The organism is Marseilla massiliensis (assembly GCF_023336985.1).
GTDB classification, from domain to species: Bacteria; Bacteroidota; Bacteroidia; order Bacteroidales; family Bacteroidaceae; genus Prevotella; species Prevotella intestinigallinarum.
The window spans coordinates 24,098-43,189 of sequence record NZ_JAMBLP010000016.1; the positions used below are offsets into that span (position 1 = coordinate 24,098).

Sequence of the window (19,092 nt, forward strand, 5' to 3'; positions counted from 1 at the left end):
TTGCTGCCATCACCGGCACCGCCGCGGCCACAAGAGGCCTGCGGCATGGCTGCCACAAGACGACATAACAACATTTCACAATGATAGTAATCTATATTCTGGTTGGCGCGGTCATTGGCGCCGGAGTGGCCGCATGGGCCATGGCCCGGAGCCTGGCTGCGGCAAGGAAAGACAACGGGCGGCTCAACGTCGAGGCCGAAAAGCTGGCCACCGAACTGAGGATGACCAACGAACAGCATGGCAGGTGTACCGCCAGGCTGGCCGAGGCCGAGGCCGAATGCCGCACGCTCGGGGCGAAAGCCGAGGCGCAGTCGCGCGAGATAGAACTGCTCAGGAAGCAGGCCGCCGAGACGGCCGACATGCAAGAGCGCCGGTTTGCCGAGCAACTGAGCACGGCAAGGGAACAGATGACCAACGTGGCCAGGCAAATGCTCGAGATGAACGCCGACAAGCTGAAGGCGCAAAACGCCGAAAGCATAGGCCACATCACACAGCCGCTGAAAGACGCCATAGGCGAGATGAGGCGCGCCATAGGCGAAAGCATGAAGGACTCGGAGCGCAACTCGGCATCGTTCCGCGAGCAGATGCGACTGATGATGGAGAGCAACAAGGCCATAGGCGAAAAGGCCGAGAGCCTGGCCAACGTGCTCAGGCGCGACAACAAGGCCGCCGGCAACATGGGCGAGATAATACTGGGCGACCTGCTCGCCTCGCAGGGGCTTACCGAGGGCATACACTACGAGGTGCAGGCGAGGCTGCGCGACGAAAACGGGCGCACGCTGAAAAACGACGACACCGGCCGCGAGATGCAGCCCGACGTGATTCTGCACTACCCGCAGGGGCAGGACGCAATCATCGACTCCAAGGTCTCGCTGGTGGCCTACGAGCGCTATGTCAACGCCGAAAGCCCGGAGGAAAAGGATAGATTCCTCCAGGAACACATCAAGAGCGTGAGGCAGCACGCCACCGAACTCGCACGAAAAGACTACAGCCGATACATCAAGGCGCCGCGAGAGGCTGTGGACTTCGTGATAATGTTCGTGCCGTTCGAGTCGTCGTTGCAACTGGCCCTGGCCAACGACCCAACGCTGTGGCGCGACGCCTTCGAGAAGAAAGTGTTCATCACGGGCGAGCAAAACCTGCTCGGCATACTGCACATAATACACGTGGCTTGGGTGCAAAACCAGCAGGCAGAGAACCAAAAGAAGGTGTTCGGACTGGCAGAGCAGCTGCTCGACCGCCTGGGCGACTTCGCCAAGCGGTTCAGCGACCTCGGCGACGTGATTGAAAGGGCCCGCAAAGCCTACGATTTTGCCGACAACAAGCTCATCAGCGGCAACCAAAGCGTGGTGAAAAAGGGGCGCGAGCTGGTGGAACTGGGGGCAAAGGAAAACCCCAACCGCAAGATTCCGCAACCGCGCGAGGCCCTGCCGGCCTCACCACAGGAAAGCCAGGAAGCAAAGGAAGCGCAGGAGCCATGACGCCCCTGCGCCTTGGGTGACAAAGTGCGGGGCTCCCCCAGCCTTCCAAAGCTCCCATCACCCCAGAGCTCCCAAAACTCCCAGACCTCCCAGACCTCCCATCACCCCAGCCCTCCCATCATGATATACCTCAACGACGACATCACCTCTCTCGACCTGGCAGCTGCCCTGCAGCAGCTTCCGCAATGGCGGCGCGAGCAGGCCTTGCGCTACCGCCATGAGATAGACCGCAAGCTCAACGCAGCAGCCTACATGCTTTTGTGGCAAGGCCTCAAGGCTGGCTATGGCCTCGAAGCCCCACCCGAGCTCGCCCTCCTCCCGGGGGGCAAGCCATACCTGAAAGGCCACCCCGACATACACTTCAACCTAAGCCACTGCCCCAAGGCTGCCCTGTGCGCCATCGCCGGCGTGCCCGTAGGGGCCGACATCGAAAGCATCAGGCCATACAACCCGCAACTGGCGCGACGCGTCTTGAGCGAGGCCGAGGTCGAGCAGGTGGAATCCTCGCCGTCGCCCGACATCGTTTTCGCACGGCTGTGGACAATGAAAGAGAGCCTGCTCAAGCTCACCGGCGAAGGCATCAGGCGCGATTTGAAAAGCGTGCTCGTCAACACTTCCGCCAGGTTTGCCACAACCGTAAACACCGCACGTGACTACGTGTTCACCGTCTGCACCGAACAATGACTACAGAACGAAAAATCATACATATCGACATGGATGCCTTCTTTGCATCTGTTGAGCAACGCGACAATCCCGAGCTGCGCGGACAACCCATCGCCGTGGGCCACGACGGGCCCCGCAGCGTGGTGTCTACAGCCAGCTACGAGGCCCGCCGGTATGGCGTTCGCTCGGCTATGCCAATGGCACGGGCCAAGCGCCTGTGCCCGCAACTGGTCATCGTGCCTGGCAGATACGAGGTGTACAGGGCCGTCTCCGGCCAGGTCAGGGGCATTTTCCGCGAATATACCGACAAGATTGAGCCGTTGTCGATAGACGAGGCCTTTCTCGACGTCACCGAAAACAAACGCGGCATCGACTCGGCTGCCGGAATCGCGCAGGAAATAAGGACGCGCATACGCGACGAACTGCACCTCACGGCGTCGGCGGGAGTGTCTTACAACAAGTTTCTCGCGAAGATAGCATCCGACCTCAACAAGCCCGACGGCATGACGGTAATACCGAAGGAAGGCGCGCTCGAATTCATTTCATCGCTCAAGGTTGAGCAATTCTGGGGCGTGGGACCGCGCACCGCCGAACGCATGCACTACATTGGCATTTTCACCGGGGCCGACCTGAGGAAATGCTCCATGCGACACCTCACCGAAGTGTTCGGCAAAATGGGACGCACGTATTATGACTTCGCCCGCGGAATAGACACTCGGCAGGTGGAAACGGAATACGTACGCAAGTCCGTAGGATGCGAGCATACGCTCGAAAGCGACATCAGCACCCGGTCGACAGTGATTATAGAGTTGTACCATACGGTGCTCGAACTGGCAAGAAGGATAGAGAACGACAAGTTTGAGGGGCGCACGCTGACCCTGAAAATAAAGTACTCCGACTTCTCGCAGATTACCCGCAGCATAACCACCAACAAGCTCCTGCAGACTAAAGACGACATCTTGCCGGCTGCAAAAAGGCTGCTCGGCGAGGTGGAATACTCGGCCAACCACCCCATCAGGCTCATTGGCCTGTCTGTGTCAAACCCTTTGCCCGAATCCGAAATGCACAGGGCAGAGTGGGTGCAAAGCTACATCGATTTCAAAGACTGACACTGCCGCCACGCCAACAGCAAACCATGGCGCCACAATGCTTTTGAAACAACGTTCAAACTTTTTAATATCCATTTCTTTGGCTCAACGCCAAAAAAGAATTACCTTTGCCGTTGACTGTCTTGTTCATGCCGACAGCCTATACTAATCACACAAGATTCACAATAACTATCTAATAAATATGAACTTGAAAATCGTTGTACTTGCCAAGCAAGTCCCTGACACCAGAAACGTGGGGAAGGACGCCATGACAGCAGAAGGCACGGTAAACCGCGCTGCACTGCCGGCAATATTCAACCCCGAAGACCTCAACGCATTGGAGCAGGCCCTGCGCCTGAAAGAGCAAAACCCAGGCTCTACGGTGGGCATACTGACCATGGGGCCGCCAAGGGCAGCCGAAATAATAAGGCAAGGACTGTACCGCGGTGCCGACACCGGATGGTTGCTTACCGACCGTCTCTTTGCCGGGGCTGACACACTGGCCACTTCTTATGCACTGGCCACTGCGATAAAGAAAATAGGAGGGGTCGACATTGTCATCGGAGGACGGCAGGCCATCGACGGCGACACGGCACAGGTGGGCCCGCAAGTGGCCGAGAAACTGGGGCTGAGCCAGGTGACTTACGCCGAGGAAATACTGAAATGCGAAGACGGCAAGCTCACCATAAGGCGGCACATCGACGGTGGCGTAGAGACCGTGGAGGCGCCAATGCCCATTGTCATCACCGTCAACGGCAGCGCAGCGCCATGCCGCCCCTGCAACGCAAAGCTGGTGATGAAATACAAACACGCCACGGCGCCGATGGAACGCACGCCCGGCATGCCTTACGCCGAGCTGTATGAAGAGAGGCCTTACCTCACTCTCAACCAATGGTCGGTGGCCGACGTCGACGGCGACCCGCAGCAGTGCGGGCTCAGCGGCTCGCCGACGAAGGTGAAGGCGGTGCAGAACATCGTGTTCCAGGCAAAGGAATGCAAGAGGCTCTCAGCTGCCGACGCCGACATAGAAGGCATGGTCAAGGAACTGCTTAGCGAGAAAATAATAGGATAAACAATGTTTCATTGATTTTGAACCGCCCGCAACAAGGCCATGAAAGCCAAGCCAGGGGCTTGCCGGCTTGACGCCCGCAAAATGGAAAGGCAACCCGGCAACAGGGCCGGACAGTGCAGGGCATTCAATACTTAACACCAAATTTATGGACAACGTATTCGTATATGTAGAGATAGAAGGCACCGAGGTGAAGGAGGTTTCGCAGGAACTGCTCACCAAGGGCCGCAAACTGGCCAACGAACTGGGCGTGGAACTGCATGCGGTAGTATGCGGAACAGGCATCAAGGACAAGGTTGAGAGCCAGATACTCCCCTATGGCGTGGACAAGCTCTTTGTCTTTGACGGCGATGGTTTGTTCCCTTATACATCGGCACCCCACACGGACATCCTCGTAAACCTGTTCAAAGAGGAAAAGCCGCAGATATGCCTCATGGGCGCAACTGTCATCGGGCGCGACCTCGGGCCGCGCGTGTCGTCGTCGCTTACCAGCGGACTGACAGCCGACTGCACGCAGCTTGAGATAGGAACATACGACGACAAGAAGAGCGGCAAGCACTACGACGGGCTGCTGTACCAAATCCGCCCGGCATTCGGAGGCAACATCGTGGCCACCATCGTCAACCCTGACCACCGCCCGCAAATGGCTACCGTGCGCAGCGGAGTGATGCAGAAAGCGCTCTACGACGGCCAGGCCAGGGGCGAAGTGGCTTACCCCGACGTTACGAAATATGTGTCGAAGGAGGCTTTCGTGGTCAAAGTGCTCGACCGACATGTGGAAGCTGCCAAGCACAACCTTAAGGGTTCGCCCATCGTTGTGGCCGGTGGCTATGGCGTGGGAAGCAAGGAAGGCTTCGACACGCTGTTCAAACTGGCAAAGGAACTGCACGGAGAGGTGGGCGCAAGCCGTGCCGCCGTCGACGCAGGATGGGCCGACCACGACAGGCAGATAGGACAGACAGGCGTAACGGTACACCCCAAGGTGTACATCGCATGCGGCATCTCGGGACAGATACAGCACATAGCCGGCATGCAGGACTCGGGAATCATCATATCCATAAACAGCGACCCGGACGCTCCCATCAACAGGATTGCCGACTATGTGATAACCGGCACTGTCGAAGAAGTGGTGCCAAAGCTCATCAAATACTACAAACAAAACAGCAAGTAACAAGCTCGGCAGGGCACAAGGCGGACGACGCAACAGGCCGGCATGCCCCGCTCAAAGCACTAACAAACATAAAGCAACACCAATGGCCAATTACTATACAGACCAGCCGGAACTGAAGTTCCACCTTCATCACCCGCTGATGAAACGCATAGTCGAGCTCAAGGAGCGCAACTTTGCAGACAAAGACAAGTATGAAGACGCTCCCGTCGACTTCGACGACGCAATGGAGAACTACGAGAAAATGCTCGAGATAACGGGCGACGTGGCCGCAAACATCATTGAGCCCAACTCTGAAAGCGTTGACGAAGAGGGCCCGCACCTCGAGAACGGGCGCATGATTTACGCCTCGAAGACATACGAGAACCTCGACGCCACGCGCAAGGCAGGGCTTTGGGGCGTAAGCATGCCGCGCCGCTATGGCGGCCTCAACCTGCCCGTAACGCCCTACTCGATGGCATCGGAGATGGTGGCGTCGGCCGATGCGGGCTTCCAGAACATCTGGAGCCTGCAAGACTGCATCGAGACTCTGTACGAATTCGGCAGCGAAGAGCAGCGGCAGAAGTACATTCCGCGCGTTTGCGCAGGCGAGACCATGTCGATGGACCTTACCGAACCAGACGCGGGAAGCGACCTCCAGCGCGTTATGCTCAAGGCAACCTACTCAGAGAAGGAGGGCTGCTGGCTGCTTAACGGCGTCAAGAGGTTCATCACCAACGGCGACTCCGACATCCACCTCGTGCTGGCACGCTCTGAAGAAGGCACAAGAGACGGCCGCGGACTGTCGATGTTCATCTATGACAAGCGCCAGGGCGGCGTCAACGTGCGCCACATAGAGCACAAACTGGGCATCCACGGGTCGCCCACGTGCGAGCTTACGTACAAGAACGCCAAGGCCGAACTGTGCGGAAGCACGCGCATGGGGCTCATAAAGTATGTCATGGCGCTTATGAACGGGGCCCGGCTCGGCATAGCCGCACAGTCGGTGGGCGTGTCGCAGGCCGCCTACAGCGAGGGCCTGGCCTACGCAAAGGAGCGCCGCCAGTTTGACACGGCCATCATCGACTTCCCCGCCGTCTACGACATGCTGTCGCGCATGAAGGCCAAGCTCGACGCTGGACGCTCGATACTGTACCAGACGGCACGCTATGTCGACCTGTACAAGGCTCTCGACGACATAGCCCGCGAGCGCAAGCTGACACCCGAGGAGCGCCAGGAGCAAAAGAAATATGCGCGCCTTGCCGACGCCTTCACCCCGATAGCCAAGGGCATGAACTCCGAATATGCCAACCAGAACGCCTACGATGCAATACAGATACACGGCGGCTCGGGCTTCATAATGGAGTACAAGAGCCAGCGCCTGTACCGCGACGCCCGCATATTCTCAATATACGAAGGCACCACGCAGCTGCAGGTTGTAGCCGCAATACGCTACATCACCAACGGCACTTACCTTGGCATAATGAAGGAAATGATAGAAAGCGAGGTCTCCGAGGACATGAGGCCGCTGCAGATTCGCGTAGGCAAGCTCATTGAGATGTACGAGCAAGCCGTCAACTACGTCAAGGAGGCAGGCAGCCAAGAGGTGCACGACTTCCTTGCCCGCCGCCTTTACGACATGACCGGCGACATTCTCATGGCGCTGCTCATCATCGACGATGCCAGCAGGGCTCCCGAGCTGTTCCTCAAGAGTGCCCACGTATATGTGCGCCATGCCGAAGAAGAGGTTATCGGAAAGACGGCATACGTGAAAAACTTCATCGAGGAAGACCTCGTGTACTTCAAGACCGGCATGCCCACCGCAGAGCAATGCCGGTGCTGCAAGGAATGACAACAAGCACGAAAAGCTACCCTCAAAGGCATGCCCCAGGCAACCTTTGAGGGTAGTTCATTTACTACGGTGGGCGGAACACGGCCGTGCCGGGCAGCCAAACCTGTCATTCACCGGGCCACAGCGGCCGGCCGGCGCCCAGCAACCCTACCGCAACAACACCATGCGGCGCAATATCAGGTTCTTGTAACTGCGCCGCAGGTCGTCGGGCAGGAACGAGCGGTCTATCAGCTCAAACCACTTGGGCAGCACGCGGCCGAACTTCCGCGACAAGTTCTCTATCACCTTCTCGTCAACCCCCGATGCCGTTATGGCCTTATGGAAGTCGGCCTTGCGCAACCTGTTCTTCTTTCCGTTGAGCGTCAGGGCCAGTTCCTCGTTGTCTTCGGGCATGGCCAACGCCGTCGACAGCATGTCGTAGGCTGGCGTCAGCGTATATCCGAGGCCTGCGTTGTTGTAAAGCGAGAAGTTTTTTAGGTGCATGTCGGCATTGCCTGTTATCCAAGAGAACACCACAACCTCCCAGAAGTTGACCACATCGAGCTGCGGAGTGGCCGAGAACCGGCGTATTATCTTGGCTATTTGCTCGTAAGATCCCTTGTACTTATACTCCGTGAGGCGCTCCGACAACTGGCACATGTCTTCCATGGCCACCTTTTCTCCATCCTTCGTACGGTCTATCCGCCGCGTTATGTAGCACAGTTCGCCGTCGGCAAAGCGTATCAGCGAATGTGGCACCACGCTTATCTTGGCAGCCTCGGCCAGGTGCATGGTCACGTCCTCCAGCTCGGGCAAGGCCCTGTAGGCACTTGTCTGCGGCTTCAGGATAAACCGGCCCCACAGCCCGACGATGGTAAACCGGTCGGGCTCGTCGCGCCCGCCACGGCTGAGGTCGAGCGAGAGCTTGGCCTGTACGCCGGTGAGCGTGGTCTGGCTGCGCACAACCCGCTTGGCCAGGTCGCCCAGCTGCGAACGCACGTATGGCAGCTTCGGTGCCGTGGCAACGCCAAAAAACTTGCGGGCGCAGGCCGGATGAAAGTCAACCTGGCCCTCTTTCAGTTCCTTGTAACAATACAGACACTTGCCCATCAGCAGTCCTCCGTCATTTCTGGCACCACACTCACCGCCCCAATGCAGTCTTTGCAACATGCCAAGAGCAGCGACATGCGGTCGAGGCGGTTTATCTTCCAGCTTCTCTCGGCAATGCCGAGCAACCACCCTTCGGGTATCAGCCCGTCGAAAAACGGGAACAGCACCGTGGCCTTGTAGGGCTCGCGGCGAAGCGGCAACGTCAGGCTCACTGCCTCGGCGCCGTCTGCCGCAAGATAGTCGCGGTCATATTCAAACGTGAAACCGCTCTCGTCTTCGGACAGCCACCCCGCAAGGCGGTCGTGTACATACACCTTCGCTCTCTTCATGGGCTATCACTGTTGATGTTGGACAATGTCGACGGGGCCCACCTGCCGCCCGAACAGCCCCAGCACCTGGTTCACCTTGTCGAGCCTCAGCGTCTGTTTGCCTTGCTCCAGCTCGCGCACAAAGCGCAGGCCCACGCCCGACTTGTCGGCCAGGTCTACCTGGGTAAGCCCGAACTGGCGGCGCATTTCTTTAACAAAATCTGCTATAACATTAACCATTCTATTATACCCGTTTGGGTACAAAGATACATATAAATCATTAATATTATACCTTTTTGGGTATAATTTATTTGATTTTGCTTTCTATTACACCCGTAAGGGTATAATAAACGGGGCCGCATAAGGCCGCGCCAGCTACCTCACGCCACTCCGGCATAGCTTCAGCCACGACTGTCATCACATCATTCGCCGCCGTCGGCCACCCCGCCCCGACAGCGCCCTGACGGCGCCTGACGCAGCGTCAGGGCCGTGCCCCGTCTGAATAACGCTGGTAGACACGCAGCCCGAAATCGGGTATTATGGAATAAACATATTCCATTATCGCGGCCAGATGGTGCTCGTAAGGCTTCCATTCTTTCTGCTTGAGGAAGAAGTAAAACTCGAGCGGCAGCCCAGTGTTGGTGGCCTCGAGCTGCCTCACCATGAAGAGCATCGCGGTATTCACGTCGTCGCGCGATGCGAGATAGCGCTCAACGTAACGGCGGAAGAGCGTCATGTTGACCACCCCCGGCTGCATCTCACGCTCATCGAAGCCGTATTTGTCGACCAGCAGCCGGCGCATGCCGTCGTCTACAGGGCGTATGCACCTGAAGTCGAAGTAAACAAGGCGCTTCACCCTGCGCCCGTCGCCCTGCCTCATGCCTATCCAATTCTGGAACGAATCGTCGACAAGCGTCTGTGGAGTGATGGTAAGTATGGTGTTGTCAAAGTTGCGCACCTTGACCGTTGTAAGCGTAATGTCCTCCACAATGCCGTTGATGTCGGCCTTGGGCACGGTGATCCAGTCGCCGCGATGAAGCATGTCGTTGCTCGTAAGGCGTATCCCCGCCACCAGGCCCGATATGGTGTCCTTGAAAACGAGCATCAGCACGGCCGACGTGGCGCCCAGGCCGGCAATGAGCGTGAGCGGGTTTCGGTTGATGGCGATGGCCACCATGACTATCACGGCAAGGAAAATGATGAGAATCTTAAGCACTCCGCAGAACGTGTGGTAGTACTGCTGCAGCGCGGCGTGGCGCTTGTATTCATACCGCTTGAATGCGTCGACGAGCGAGATGCCCAGCAACATCGACATGACAGTGATGTATATGGCCGTTGCCCGCGCCATGATGTCTTGCACCAACGGCGTGCGCCAGAACACGGCGGGCAGCAGCATCCACACCACCACCGCCGGCACTATGCGGCATGCGGCGCGCAGCGAATGGGGGTTGAAGAGCAGGTCGTCCCACTCTATGACCGTGCGCGAGGCGAACTTCACCACGAGCGGCACCACCACCTTGTGGCATACGAGGTATGCCGCCCACGCCATGAGCGCCGTGAGCAGTATCATCACAACCGTGGTTATTACGTCGGCCATGCCCGGGCCCACCCCTATGTGGCCGAGCCACAGCTCTATGGTGTTGACAAAATCTTTCATCTACCTAAGTTGTTTGTTGTTAATTGCGCCCAAAGGCGTGCCAGTAGGCAGCGGGGCCACTCAGCCACGGCGGCTACGGCCGGCAGAGGGCTTCGCACACCCTGTCTTGAAACGCACGCCCCTCGGAGCCCCGCCTAATGCCCTGGTTGATGATGGCAAAGCACAGTACATGGCCGTTGGCCGCCGTGCAGTAGCCGGCAAGCGAGCTGATGGCAGTCACCGAGCCGGTCTTCGCCTTGACGTTGCCCGATGTAAACGTGCCCCTCATGCGCCTCCTGAGCGTTCCGTCTTCGCCGGCAACGGGCAGCGACGGCAACAGGTGCATATATATATTGGTGTTCTGATAGGCGTAGCGCAGCAGCATGACCTCGAGCTCGGCGGTGACATAATTATACAGCGACAGTCCGCTGCCGTCGGCAATGCGGTAGTCCGAGGGCCTCAGGCCCACCTTCTCGACAAGCCTCCTCACCACCGTGCGGGCGTCACGCGCCGTTGCGGGGTGCGCCCCGGTCGACGCCCCGAGCTGGTAGAACAGAGCCTCGGCGCACAGGTTGTCGCTCTCTTTCATCATCGGCATCAGCACCTGGTCGATGGTATGGGTGCGCGTTCCCACCTCGTAGGCCCCTCCCGGCTGGCGCCCGGCCACGGTGTCGGCCTCTACCACCACGCCCTCGTCGCGCAGCCTGTCAACGAATCGCTTCACAAACACGTCGCGCCGCGATATGAGCAGCGGCGACAGCACCGGGTTGTCGTCATCCCAGCACCACCCCTCGCCCAGCATGTCGGCGTCTTTCATGCTCTTGTCGGCAACAATCCTGCCGCGTATGGTGTCGATGCCCATGCGCCTAATGCCGTCGACAAACGAGCCCATGTCGTCTGAATTGAACCGCGGGTCGAAGCCACCCACGAGATAGACGTCGCCGTTGAGCACCCCGTCTTCTATTGCGCCGGTGTAGCTGAGCGTGGTCTTAAACTGGAAAGAACCGCCCAGGCGGTCGATGGCGGCAATCGCCGTGACCACCTTCATCGTCGACGCCGGGCGCAGCAGCTGGCGCTCGTTGTGGCAGTAGATGGCGCTGTCGGCCGTAAGGTCGTAGACCATCAGGCCCACCTGCGAGCGATTGAAGAGCTCATTGCCGAGCAAACGGTCTATCCGCCCGGCCACATTGTCCGGCCACGCCGGCTCGCCCAAGGCTTCAATGCTGTCGGCGGCGGTGGTATCGGCCAAGGCCACGCCGAGCGAATCCTCCCCGCCGTCGTCACCGTGGACGCTGTCTTGGGCATGCAGACAGGCAGGCACAAGGGCAAGAAGCAAAATGGAGGCAAAGCGCCTCAGTAATGGTATCATGCGTTTTTATTTGTTCTGTCTCTGCAAAATTAATAAAAATCAGCCTAACGGCAAAGGATGTGGGCAGCCAATCGACACTTTTGCCCCACGGAGCATGGCCCGACCAACGGCGCCAACGGTGGCGCAGCCTTTGCCGCCGGGATGATTTTATTTTACAACAAGCATCATGAGAGCGGCCTGTGCGGCCATGAGGGCGCCCACGGGCGTAAATAAGCCACTCTCGCGCAGCAACGCCCAACACCCTGACACAGAGCCCGTTGGCGGCGCAACCAGGCTGTATGGTGGCCACGACACGGCATCGCAATGCGACAACACGGCCAAACCGCCATGCAAAACCACCAATTCCAGCCCCGCCAAACAGGCCGAATCATTATGCCGAATGGCCCATCCGGCTTCACGAAACGGCCTATTCTGCCATGCCAAACGGCCCGAATGGCAAGGCTGGATGGCCCCTGCCGGCATATTTCCGGCCTTGCGCCGGCCTGCAAATCCTATTTTGCAAGATGGCGCAACCCTTTATTTCTGCAAACAATATTTACACCACGTGAGCGTGCCTGACGCATGGCGTAGTGGCCCCGCAGCCCGGCAAGACGGCCGCTCAGCCCGCAATGCCCTCAAAAAATTGTGGCCGCGCAACCTAATAGTACGCCGACATGTTTCTCGGAATCAGTTTTTTTATGTACATTTGCAGCCATATAAACATACAAGCGATATGGTTTTTAAGTACGATTTTCTGATTATCGGCGCAGGAGTCGCCGGTATGAGCTACGCCCTAAAGATAGCAAGGGCGCACAAGGGCAAGGTCTGCATGATATGCAAGACCACGCTCGAAGAGGCCAACACCTCGTTTGCACAAGGCGGAGTGGCCTCGGTGACCAACTTGGAAGTCGACAATTTCGATAAGCACATAGAGGACACCATCATCGCCGGCGACTATATCAGCGACCGCCGCGCTGTGGAGCAAGTGGTAAGAAACGCCCCGGCACAAATCAGGGAGCTGGTTAGCTGGGGGGTGAACTTCGACAAGAAGGCCGACGGCGAGTACGACCTGCACCGCGAAGGGGGCCACTCGGAGTTCAGGATTCTTCACCATGCCGATGACACCGGGGCCGAAATACAGCGCGGACTGATGGCTGCCGTGCGCAGCAACCCCGACATTGAGATAAAGGAAAACCACTTTGCGGTGGAAATAATAACCCAGCACCACCTCGGCGTGAGGGTGACACGCCGCTCGCCACACATACAATGCTACGGCGCCTACGTGCTAAACCCCGACACGCAGAAGGTTGACACCTACCTGAGCAAGGTGACCCTGATGTGCACCGGGGGCTGCGGAGCCGTCTACCAGGCCACGACCAACCCCGTGATTGCCACCGGCGACGGCGAGGCAATGGTATACCGGGCCAAGGGAACGGTGGCCGACATGGAGTTTGTGCAGTTCCATCCCACAGCGCTCTACCACCCGGGCGAAACCCATCCCGCCTTCCTCATCACCGAGGCCATGCGGGGCTACGGCGGAGTGCTGCGCCTGCCCGACGGCAGCTCGTTCATGGAGAAATACGACAAGCGCCTGTCGCTGGCGCCGCGCGACATCGTTGCAAGGGCGATAGACAAGGAAATGAAGATTCACGGCATCGACCATGTCTACCTCGACGTGACCCACAAAGACCCCGAGGAGACCAAGCGCCACTTCCCCAACATATATGCCAAGTGCAAAACGATAGGCATCGACATCACCACCGACTACATACCGGTGCGCCCTGCGGCCCACTACATGTGCGGAGGCATCAAGGTCGACCTCAACGGAGAGTCGAGTATCGAGCGGCTCTACGCCATCGGCGAGTGCTCTTGCACCGGCCTGCACGGCGGAAACAGGCTGGCCAGCAACTCGCTCATAGAGGCGGTGGTATATGCCGACGCCGCCGCCAGGCACTCACTGGCCCATGTCGACGAGTACGACTTCAACGACAGGGTGCCCGAATGGAACGATGAGGGCACCATGACCAACGAAGAGAAGGTGCTCATAACGCAAAGCGTCAAGGAGGTGGGGCAGATAATGAGCAACTATGTGGGCATAGTGCGCTCCGACCTGCGCCTGCACCGCGCGTGGGACAGGCTCGACATGCTGTACGAGGAGACCGAACGGCTGTTCAAGCGCGTCAAGGCAAGCCGCGACATCTGCGAGCTCCGCAACATGATCAACGTGGGTTACCTCATCACCCGATGGGCCCTTGAGCGCAAAGAGTGCCGCGGACTGCACTACACCATCGACTATCCGGTGCATGCCTACGACAAGAAATAACCCCGACGGAGCCAATACAGCAATGCTGAAAGACTTTCTCATCGTCGGTGCCGGCAGCTTTGTGGGCGGCGGACTGCGCATGCTGGTGTCGCGCTATGTCGACAGCCATGTAGCAGCGGCGGTGGCCCGGGCGTCGGTTCCGGCCGCCATGGGCCTGCCGTTAGGCACGCTGGCGGTCAACTCCCTGGGCTGTTTCGCCATCGGGTTCGTGGCCGGGCTGCCCTCCGCCGGCGGCATGCTGCCGCCCCAGGGCAGGGCTTTCCTCACCACGGGGTTCTGCGGCGGCTTCACCACATTCTCTACATTCATCAGCGAGAACACCTCGATGATGCGTGCAGACAACCTCACCGGCATGGCCGCCTACATTGCCGCAAGCCTCATGCTGGGCTTCATGGCGTTTGCAGCTGGCCACTGGGCTGCCAGGATGGCATAGGCCGCAAGCCGCCACACCGTCCGTCAAGACACACCAAAGGGCGCAACCTCAACCGAGGTTGCGCCCTTTTTCTGTTGCCAGCCAATGTCTCAAGCACTCCGGCCCGCGGCATTGGGGCGTGTCAAGCAGCCACTGTGGCTCAACGCTTCATCACCTTCTTGCCGCCAACGATGTAGATGCCGCCCTTCTGCATGTTGCCCACACGCTGGCCGCCGAGATTGTATGCCGGGCCGGAAAGGGCATCGCCGCCTTCAACCGACGTTATGGCAGAAGCCCCATCGAGCACAAGCCGGTAGGCATCCTTGGCCTCGCCGTCGGGCATGGGCATGTAAGCGCTGCCGGCTTCGATGGCCGTGGCAGTGTTGAGCCGCATCGACGGTGCGCCGGAAGCCTCGTCATCGCCCAGCACATAGACACTGGCCGGAGCCACATCCACGGGGCTCAACGTGCCCACGAGCAGGTTGCTTGCAGGCTCGGGGGCCGCTGCCGACCTGCCGAACGTGTAAGACCCCTCGGCCGCATGGATGATGAAGCCCTCGCCGGCCGGTATGCCGGCCACCTCGGTGAGCACGGCCTCGTCGGCCCTGACAGACGAAATGACATACGCCTTGGCCCCCTCGGGCACTTCGGCATCGTAACTCAGGCATGCCGCAGCCCAGCCGGAAGCGCCCACGGCCACCTCCGTGGCATAGCGCACCGGTGCCGACTCACCGCCCAGGCCGCCGTTGGCGTTGGCCGAACGCACAGTGTAGGTTCCCTCGCCGGGCAACTCACAAGACGTTGCGGTGGTGTTGTCGAGATACTGTCCGTCGCGGAAGACCACGTAGCAACGTGCGTCGTCGAGGTCGGCCCAACGCAGGGTGCTGCCCTCTATGGCCACCACAGGAGCCTGGCTCACGGCAGTCTCTTCGGTCGGGAGCCAGCTGTCGGTGCCTCCGAGCACGTTGCGCAGCGTGTAGGCGGCGGCTTCCTCGGCAGTGAGCACAGGGTTGTAGGCATTCGTACTCGACGGAGAGTTGGTGCGTCCCGACAGGTCTACGGGCTCACCATCGCCGTCGATGGAGCCATACTCGAAGAAATGGGTGGGCAATTCGGCCATCGAGGCCCATCCGGCCGCCTGCGGCAACACCTCCATCGTGGTGTTGATGTAGGCAATGCGCGGCTCGTTCTGCCACGGACGGCCCAGAGAGTAAGTGCCGTCTACCACTGCCTCGCTGCCCTCTACGCAGCTTATGGTGCAGCTGTCGAACACATAGCCGAAGTCGAGCCCGGCCCCGGTGGAAGGCGCCGCAATGCAGTTGCCGCCACGGTTCTCAAGCACCAAGTCGGTGTTATAGTAGTAGTTAGACCCTCCGCCGCATATAAAGTCGACGGTGCCGTGTATCTCGCAGTCTTCGAAATAAGCCCTCTCGCCGGTCACCTGAGTGTCTTGGTTGCTGAGCATGCGCACATTGCGCATTGCCGTCTTGTTGCCACCGTAGACAGCCACGGCCACCCCCTTGAGCTCAGAAGCCCCATAGTCGTAATCATTGCGCACGGTGAGGTCTTGCAGATAGAAGCCCGTGCGGTCGCGAAGGTTGAGCACCGGGTTGCTGATGCCGTCGCGCAGGCCGTGCAACACGACGCCGTCGCGGCTCTCGCCCACCAGCGACACATTGTAGGCCGTGAGCCGTTGCTCGGCCGAACCGAAGTCGTAGTCGCCGTTCTTTATGAATATCGTCTTGCGGGGGGCGTCGGCCGAAGTGTTGGCAGCGTTGACGGCAGCCACCGCCTCAGAGAATTCGGCAGCCGTGGAAACCACATAGTCGTAGGCGGCCTTGGCTGCAACAGCCTTGCTGCCCACGCTGACGGGTATGACAACAGGCTCGTCGTTGGCATTGCCGTAGGTGTCGCGGGCGGCCCCGGCGGCTATTGTAAAGGTGTAGTCGGTGTCGTACTGCAAGTCCCACACGGGGAAGTAAAGCGTCGACGAGCCACCCTCGGCCGTCACGGTCTGCCCTCCTATGGTAGCTTCGGTGGCCTGCATCTCGCGGTCGAAAGCCACCGTCACCATGCAGTGGTTCTTGTTGTCGGTAGGCGTCACGCTTGTTGCCGTGGGCACCGGCGGCGTTGTCACAGCCTGCTTCTCTACAGTCAGCTCAAACCAAGCCACGGGCTGGCCGCCTCCCTGCAGCGTAAACGTGATGGGGGTTCCGGCCTTGTGGCCCTCAATGTTTACCACGAGGTCGTACATCGTGGCATCGGGCTCGTCGTAGCCGTGCTTGGTCGGTATGTACACCATGGCGTCGCCGGCAGTGAGCGATGCCAGTTCGCCGGCGTTGTAGTTGGCGTTGAAGTCCTTGAACACCACCTGCTTTACAACCACATCGGCAGGCACGCTCCACGTGTTGACCTCAGAGTTGAACTTAAAGCTGCTGTTGTTCCATCCGTCCAGGCTCTCGGTGGTGAGCGTGTAAAGGCCGTTTGTCCATGTGCCGTCGCCGCTCTTGCCCTCCGAAGTGTACTTCAGCTGCACTGTCTCGTCGTTTTCCGACATATTATATATATGCACTCCCTCGACCGTCAGCACATATTCGCGTGTGGCATCGCCATCGGCCACGGTCACGGTATACGTGGCCGATGTGCCCATAAGCACGCCAACGCCCTCGGCCACGGTGCCATCGATGAAGCGGGCCTCGACCCTTGGCAAGGCCGTATAGACATTTCCGCCAAACACAGCCTCGTGTGCGTCGGCGTTGAGAGCGTCGAGCGTCTCGGCCGGCAGTTCCTCGCCGTCAACCGTGATGGCTGTCATCAGCATGTCGCCGAGGCGGAACAGGCGCAGCGTATATTCCTCCTGCAAGGCGGCGGCGCCCTCAACGGGCTCCACCCTCATGGCCACCACCACGGCGGTGTTGGCCTGGGGCACAGGCACAGAATAGTTGCCGTCGGCCAAGGCTGTGACGGCAACGGGGTTGCCGGCCTCGTCGGCGGCTGTCACAGAGAGCGTGCAGTTCTGCGACTCAACCCCGAACGTCACCTCTTCACCGTCGTAATCCGTCGGTAGGTTGCACAGCCAGTCGGTGGAATCGCCCCCGACCACCGTCTGCCCGGCTATGGTCACGCCGGTGACCGAAGCCATGAGCGACGCCAGGTGGTTGAAGCCAACGTTCTGGTAGTTGCATATATACCCGTCGGACTCTGACGAGAAAGCCAGCGTGAGGGTCTTCAGGCCTTCAGAGATGTAGCCAGGCAGCACTATCGACTGTTCGGCATACGACGCCGACACGCTCTCGTCAATGGCGAACGACGTGCTTGCCTCCGTCGCTCCCGTCGATGCATCGGCCACCGTAACCAGCATTGTGCCGCCGTCATACCGCGCCATGTCCATCGTGAGACTGTAGGCCCCGGCCTGCGTGCAGATGAAGCCGTAAGAGGCGGCGGCGTCATTCCTGATGTAGCCCACGTTGCCGGCCGACTCCACCCGCATGCCCCCGGTGTACGTGCCGCCGGCAAGCGTTATTGCGCCTGGCACGCGGTCGTAGCCCGAAGCGGGCGCGAACGACAGCCGCCCCCAGTTGCCGGCGTAGCTGCCGGTGGTCTCAGTAACGGCGAAAGTGAGCGTATAGCTGCCCGCGGGCAGCGAGGAAAGCAGGTAACGGTGCTCGTCGGTGAGGTCCCACGACTCGGTGTCGGTCACGGTAACGTCGGTGTCGAGCACCGTGCCGCCGTCGCCGGCCAGCGTGAGGCGCAGCGTGGCCTCATCCTTGGCGCCGGTGGCAAACGACAGTATGTAGTCTTGCTCTACCGTGTTGCGCACATCGAATTTGACAACAGTGCCACTGCCGGTGCTCCCAACGTTTGCCCCGTCGTTCTCGACAGTGCAGTTGGTTAGCTCAATGGCATCATTCCAATCTACATAGCTCCCGTCGGCCATCGGCACGTCTACAGGAGCTGCGGCCTCTGCCTCGACACTGCGGCCTGTCAGGCCGGCGAGGAGAAGCACGACAAATGTCAGTAGTTTTCTGCTCATTTTGATAAGTTTTAGGTTCCATTTATCGTGGGCAAAGATACATTATTATGCCAACGGCACAGTGTAAAAATTGACTTTTGGTTCGCAAAAGCATCCGCTGCCACATTATTTTCACCGCGAAGGAGCCGTCGGGCAGCAACTTTTCATCCCAGAGCAAACAATTTACCCACCACAACCAAATATATGCCAACACTTCACCCCCTGCTACCGGCAACGCCATGGCCGCGGAAGCGCTGGGCCAAAGACGCGGTAAAAATCGGCGACACACCCCTGCCGGCAACATGGCGGAGGCCCTTCGGCCGGCCGAAACGGCCCATAGAGCAATGCCAAACAGGCCATATTGGCGCGCCGGACGGCCCGTTTTGCAAGGCAAAACGGTGGCCGCGGCCAACCGCCTGTGGCACAGACACATAGCCGCGCGGCCAAGAACGCATGGCGGCAGGTGAAAAACCACGACACACCGACAGCCGTGCCTGCTGCCGGCTTCGACCTGCAGCAGCCTGCAATGCACCACCTTGGCGCTGCCGCAGCCACGGCCACAGCAGCAGCGGCAGCAGTGGCTGTGCAACGGGCCACGGCCGCAAACGAAGCCGGGGCACATCTGCCTTGAATGCAGATGTGCCTCGGCATCAGTCCGAGACCG

The 19,092-nt window shown here is 59.5% G+C and carries 15 protein-coding genes; 9 read left to right on the forward strand and 6 right to left on the reverse strand.

Annotation, left to right across the window (positions count from 1 at the left end; genetic code table 11):
• Positions 1 to 80 precede the first annotated feature (80 nt).
• From rmuC to M3089_RS11155, 6 genes are all read left to right on the forward strand, one after another.
• Positions 81 to 1,481: a DNA recombination protein RmuC gene (gene rmuC, locus M3089_RS11130; protein WP_249084144.1), complete on the forward strand. Its 1,401-nt coding sequence runs from the start codon at positions 81 to 83 to the stop codon at positions 1,479 to 1,481.
• Positions 1,482 to 1,601: 120 nt separating this feature from the next.
• A complete protein-coding gene (locus M3089_RS11135) occupies positions 1,602 to 2,165 on the forward strand; it encodes a 4'-phosphopantetheinyl transferase family protein (RefSeq protein ID WP_249084146.1) in 564 nt (187 codons plus the stop codon).
• The gene (dinB, locus tag M3089_RS11140) at positions 2,162 to 3,253 is read left to right on the forward strand and encodes a DNA polymerase IV (RefSeq protein WP_249084148.1); all 1,092 of its coding nucleotides are present in this window, start codon (positions 2,162 to 2,164) and stop codon (positions 3,251 to 3,253) included. The genes M3089_RS11135 and dinB overlap by 4 nt, the downstream gene beginning before the upstream one ends.
• A gap of 181 nt (positions 3,254 to 3,434) precedes the next feature.
• Positions 3,435 to 4,304: an electron transfer flavoprotein subunit beta/FixA family protein gene (locus M3089_RS11145; protein WP_249084150.1), complete on the forward strand. Its 870-nt coding sequence runs from the start codon at positions 3,435 to 3,437 to the stop codon at positions 4,302 to 4,304.
• Positions 4,305 to 4,449: 145 nt separating this feature from the next.
• On the forward strand, positions 4,450 to 5,472 hold the full coding sequence (locus tag M3089_RS11150) for an electron transfer flavoprotein subunit alpha/FixB family protein (protein ID WP_249084153.1): 1,023 nt from the start codon (positions 4,450 to 4,452) through the stop codon (positions 5,470 to 5,472).
• An 82-nt stretch (positions 5,473 to 5,554) separates the two neighbouring features.
• The gene (locus tag M3089_RS11155) at positions 5,555 to 7,300 is read left to right on the forward strand and encodes an acyl-CoA dehydrogenase family protein (protein ID WP_249084156.1); all 1,746 of its coding nucleotides are present in this window, start codon (positions 5,555 to 5,557) and stop codon (positions 7,298 to 7,300) included.
• Between the two features lie 147 nt (positions 7,301 to 7,447).
• Here M3089_RS11155 and M3089_RS11160 read toward each other — a convergent pair whose 3' ends face one another.
• The 5 genes from M3089_RS11160 to dacB form a co-directional block, all read right to left on the reverse strand.
• Positions 7,448 to 8,389 (reverse strand): HipA domain-containing protein, encoded by a 942-nt coding sequence (locus M3089_RS11160; protein ID WP_205107477.1) that lies wholly within the window; start codon positions 8,387 to 8,389, stop codon positions 7,448 to 7,450.
• Complete coding sequence (locus M3089_RS11165; protein WP_249084157.1) at positions 8,389 to 8,718, reverse strand: HipA N-terminal domain-containing protein; 330 nt, start codon at positions 8,716 to 8,718, stop codon at positions 8,389 to 8,391. The genes M3089_RS11160 and M3089_RS11165 overlap by 1 nt, the downstream gene beginning before the upstream one ends.
• Positions 8,719 to 8,724: 6 nt before the next feature.
• Positions 8,725 to 8,937: a helix-turn-helix transcriptional regulator gene (locus tag M3089_RS11170; RefSeq protein WP_205107266.1), complete on the reverse strand. Its 213-nt coding sequence runs from the start codon at positions 8,935 to 8,937 to the stop codon at positions 8,725 to 8,727.
• Positions 8,938 to 9,178: 241 nt separating this feature from the next.
• Positions 9,179 to 10,354, reverse strand: coding sequence for a mechanosensitive ion channel family protein (locus M3089_RS11175; protein ID WP_205107268.1), 1,176 nt, complete (start codon positions 10,352 to 10,354; stop codon positions 9,179 to 9,181).
• Positions 10,355 to 10,427: 73 nt separating this feature from the next.
• Positions 10,428 to 11,702 (reverse strand): D-alanyl-D-alanine carboxypeptidase/D-alanyl-D-alanine endopeptidase, encoded by a 1,275-nt coding sequence (dacB, locus tag M3089_RS11180; RefSeq protein ID WP_249084159.1) that lies wholly within the window; start codon positions 11,700 to 11,702, stop codon positions 10,428 to 10,430.
• A gap of 712 nt (positions 11,703 to 12,414) precedes the next feature.
• Between dacB and nadB the strand changes: the two genes are divergently transcribed.
• Positions 12,415 to 14,004: an L-aspartate oxidase gene (nadB, locus tag M3089_RS11185; RefSeq protein WP_249084160.1), complete on the forward strand. Its 1,590-nt coding sequence runs from the start codon at positions 12,415 to 12,417 to the stop codon at positions 14,002 to 14,004.
• 22 nt (positions 14,005 to 14,026) lie between these two features.
• A complete protein-coding gene (locus M3089_RS11190) occupies positions 14,027 to 14,437 on the forward strand; it encodes a fluoride efflux transporter FluC (RefSeq protein WP_249084205.1) in 411 nt (136 codons plus the stop codon).
• Positions 14,438 to 14,576: 139 nt separating this feature from the next.
• Here M3089_RS11190 and M3089_RS11195 read toward each other — a convergent pair whose 3' ends face one another.
• The gene (locus tag M3089_RS11195) at positions 14,577 to 18,449 is read right to left on the reverse strand and encodes a pectinesterase family protein (protein WP_249084161.1); all 3,873 of its coding nucleotides are present in this window, start codon (positions 18,447 to 18,449) and stop codon (positions 14,577 to 14,579) included.
• A 397-nt stretch (positions 18,450 to 18,846) separates the two neighbouring features.
• Here M3089_RS11195 and M3089_RS11200 point away from each other — a divergent pair, with 397 nt between their 5' ends.
• Positions 18,847 to 19,059: a hypothetical protein gene (locus M3089_RS11200; RefSeq protein ID WP_249084162.1), complete on the forward strand. Its 213-nt coding sequence runs from the start codon at positions 18,847 to 18,849 to the stop codon at positions 19,057 to 19,059.
• Positions 19,060 to 19,092 lie beyond the last annotated feature (33 nt).

What these genes read in the sequence shown, in the direction of transcription:
- rmuC (WP_249084144.1), top strand. Translation starts at nt 81, where the DNA reads ATGATAGTAATCTATATTCTGGTTGGCGCGGTCATTGGCGCCGGAGTG.
- M3089_RS11135 (WP_249084146.1), top strand. Translation starts at nt 1,602, where the DNA reads ATGATATACCTCAACGACGACATCACCTCTCTCGACCTGGCAGCTGCC.
- dinB (WP_249084148.1), top strand. Translation starts at nt 2,162, where the DNA reads ATGACTACAGAACGAAAAATCATACATATCGACATGGATGCCTTCTTT.
- M3089_RS11145 (WP_249084150.1), top strand. Translation starts at nt 3,435, where the DNA reads ATGAACTTGAAAATCGTTGTACTTGCCAAGCAAGTCCCTGACACCAGA.
- M3089_RS11150 (WP_249084153.1), top strand. Translation starts at nt 4,450, where the DNA reads ATGGACAACGTATTCGTATATGTAGAGATAGAAGGCACCGAGGTGAAG.
- M3089_RS11155 (WP_249084156.1), top strand. Translation starts at nt 5,555, where the DNA reads ATGGCCAATTACTATACAGACCAGCCGGAACTGAAGTTCCACCTTCAT.
- M3089_RS11160 (WP_205107477.1), bottom strand. Translation starts at nt 8,389, where the DNA reads ATGGGCAAGTGTCTGTATTGTTACAAGGAACTGAAAGAGGGCCAGGTT.
- M3089_RS11165 (WP_249084157.1), bottom strand. Translation starts at nt 8,718, where the DNA reads ATGAAGAGAGCGAAGGTGTATGTACACGACCGCCTTGCGGGGTGGCTG.
- M3089_RS11170 (WP_205107266.1), bottom strand. Translation starts at nt 8,937, where the DNA reads ATGGTTAATGTTATAGCAGATTTTGTTAAAGAAATGCGCCGCCAGTTC.
- M3089_RS11175 (WP_205107268.1), bottom strand. Translation starts at nt 10,354, where the DNA reads ATGAAAGATTTTGTCAACACCATAGAGCTGTGGCTCGGCCACATAGGG.
- dacB (WP_249084159.1), bottom strand. Translation starts at nt 11,702, where the DNA reads ATGATACCATTACTGAGGCGCTTTGCCTCCATTTTGCTTCTTGCCCTT.
- nadB (WP_249084160.1), top strand. Translation starts at nt 12,415, where the DNA reads ATGGTTTTTAAGTACGATTTTCTGATTATCGGCGCAGGAGTCGCCGGT.
- M3089_RS11190 (WP_249084205.1), top strand. Translation starts at nt 14,027, where the DNA reads ATGCTGAAAGACTTTCTCATCGTCGGTGCCGGCAGCTTTGTGGGCGGC.
- M3089_RS11195 (WP_249084161.1), bottom strand. Translation starts at nt 18,449, where the DNA reads ATGAGCAGAAAACTACTGACATTTGTCGTGCTTCTCCTCGCCGGCCTG.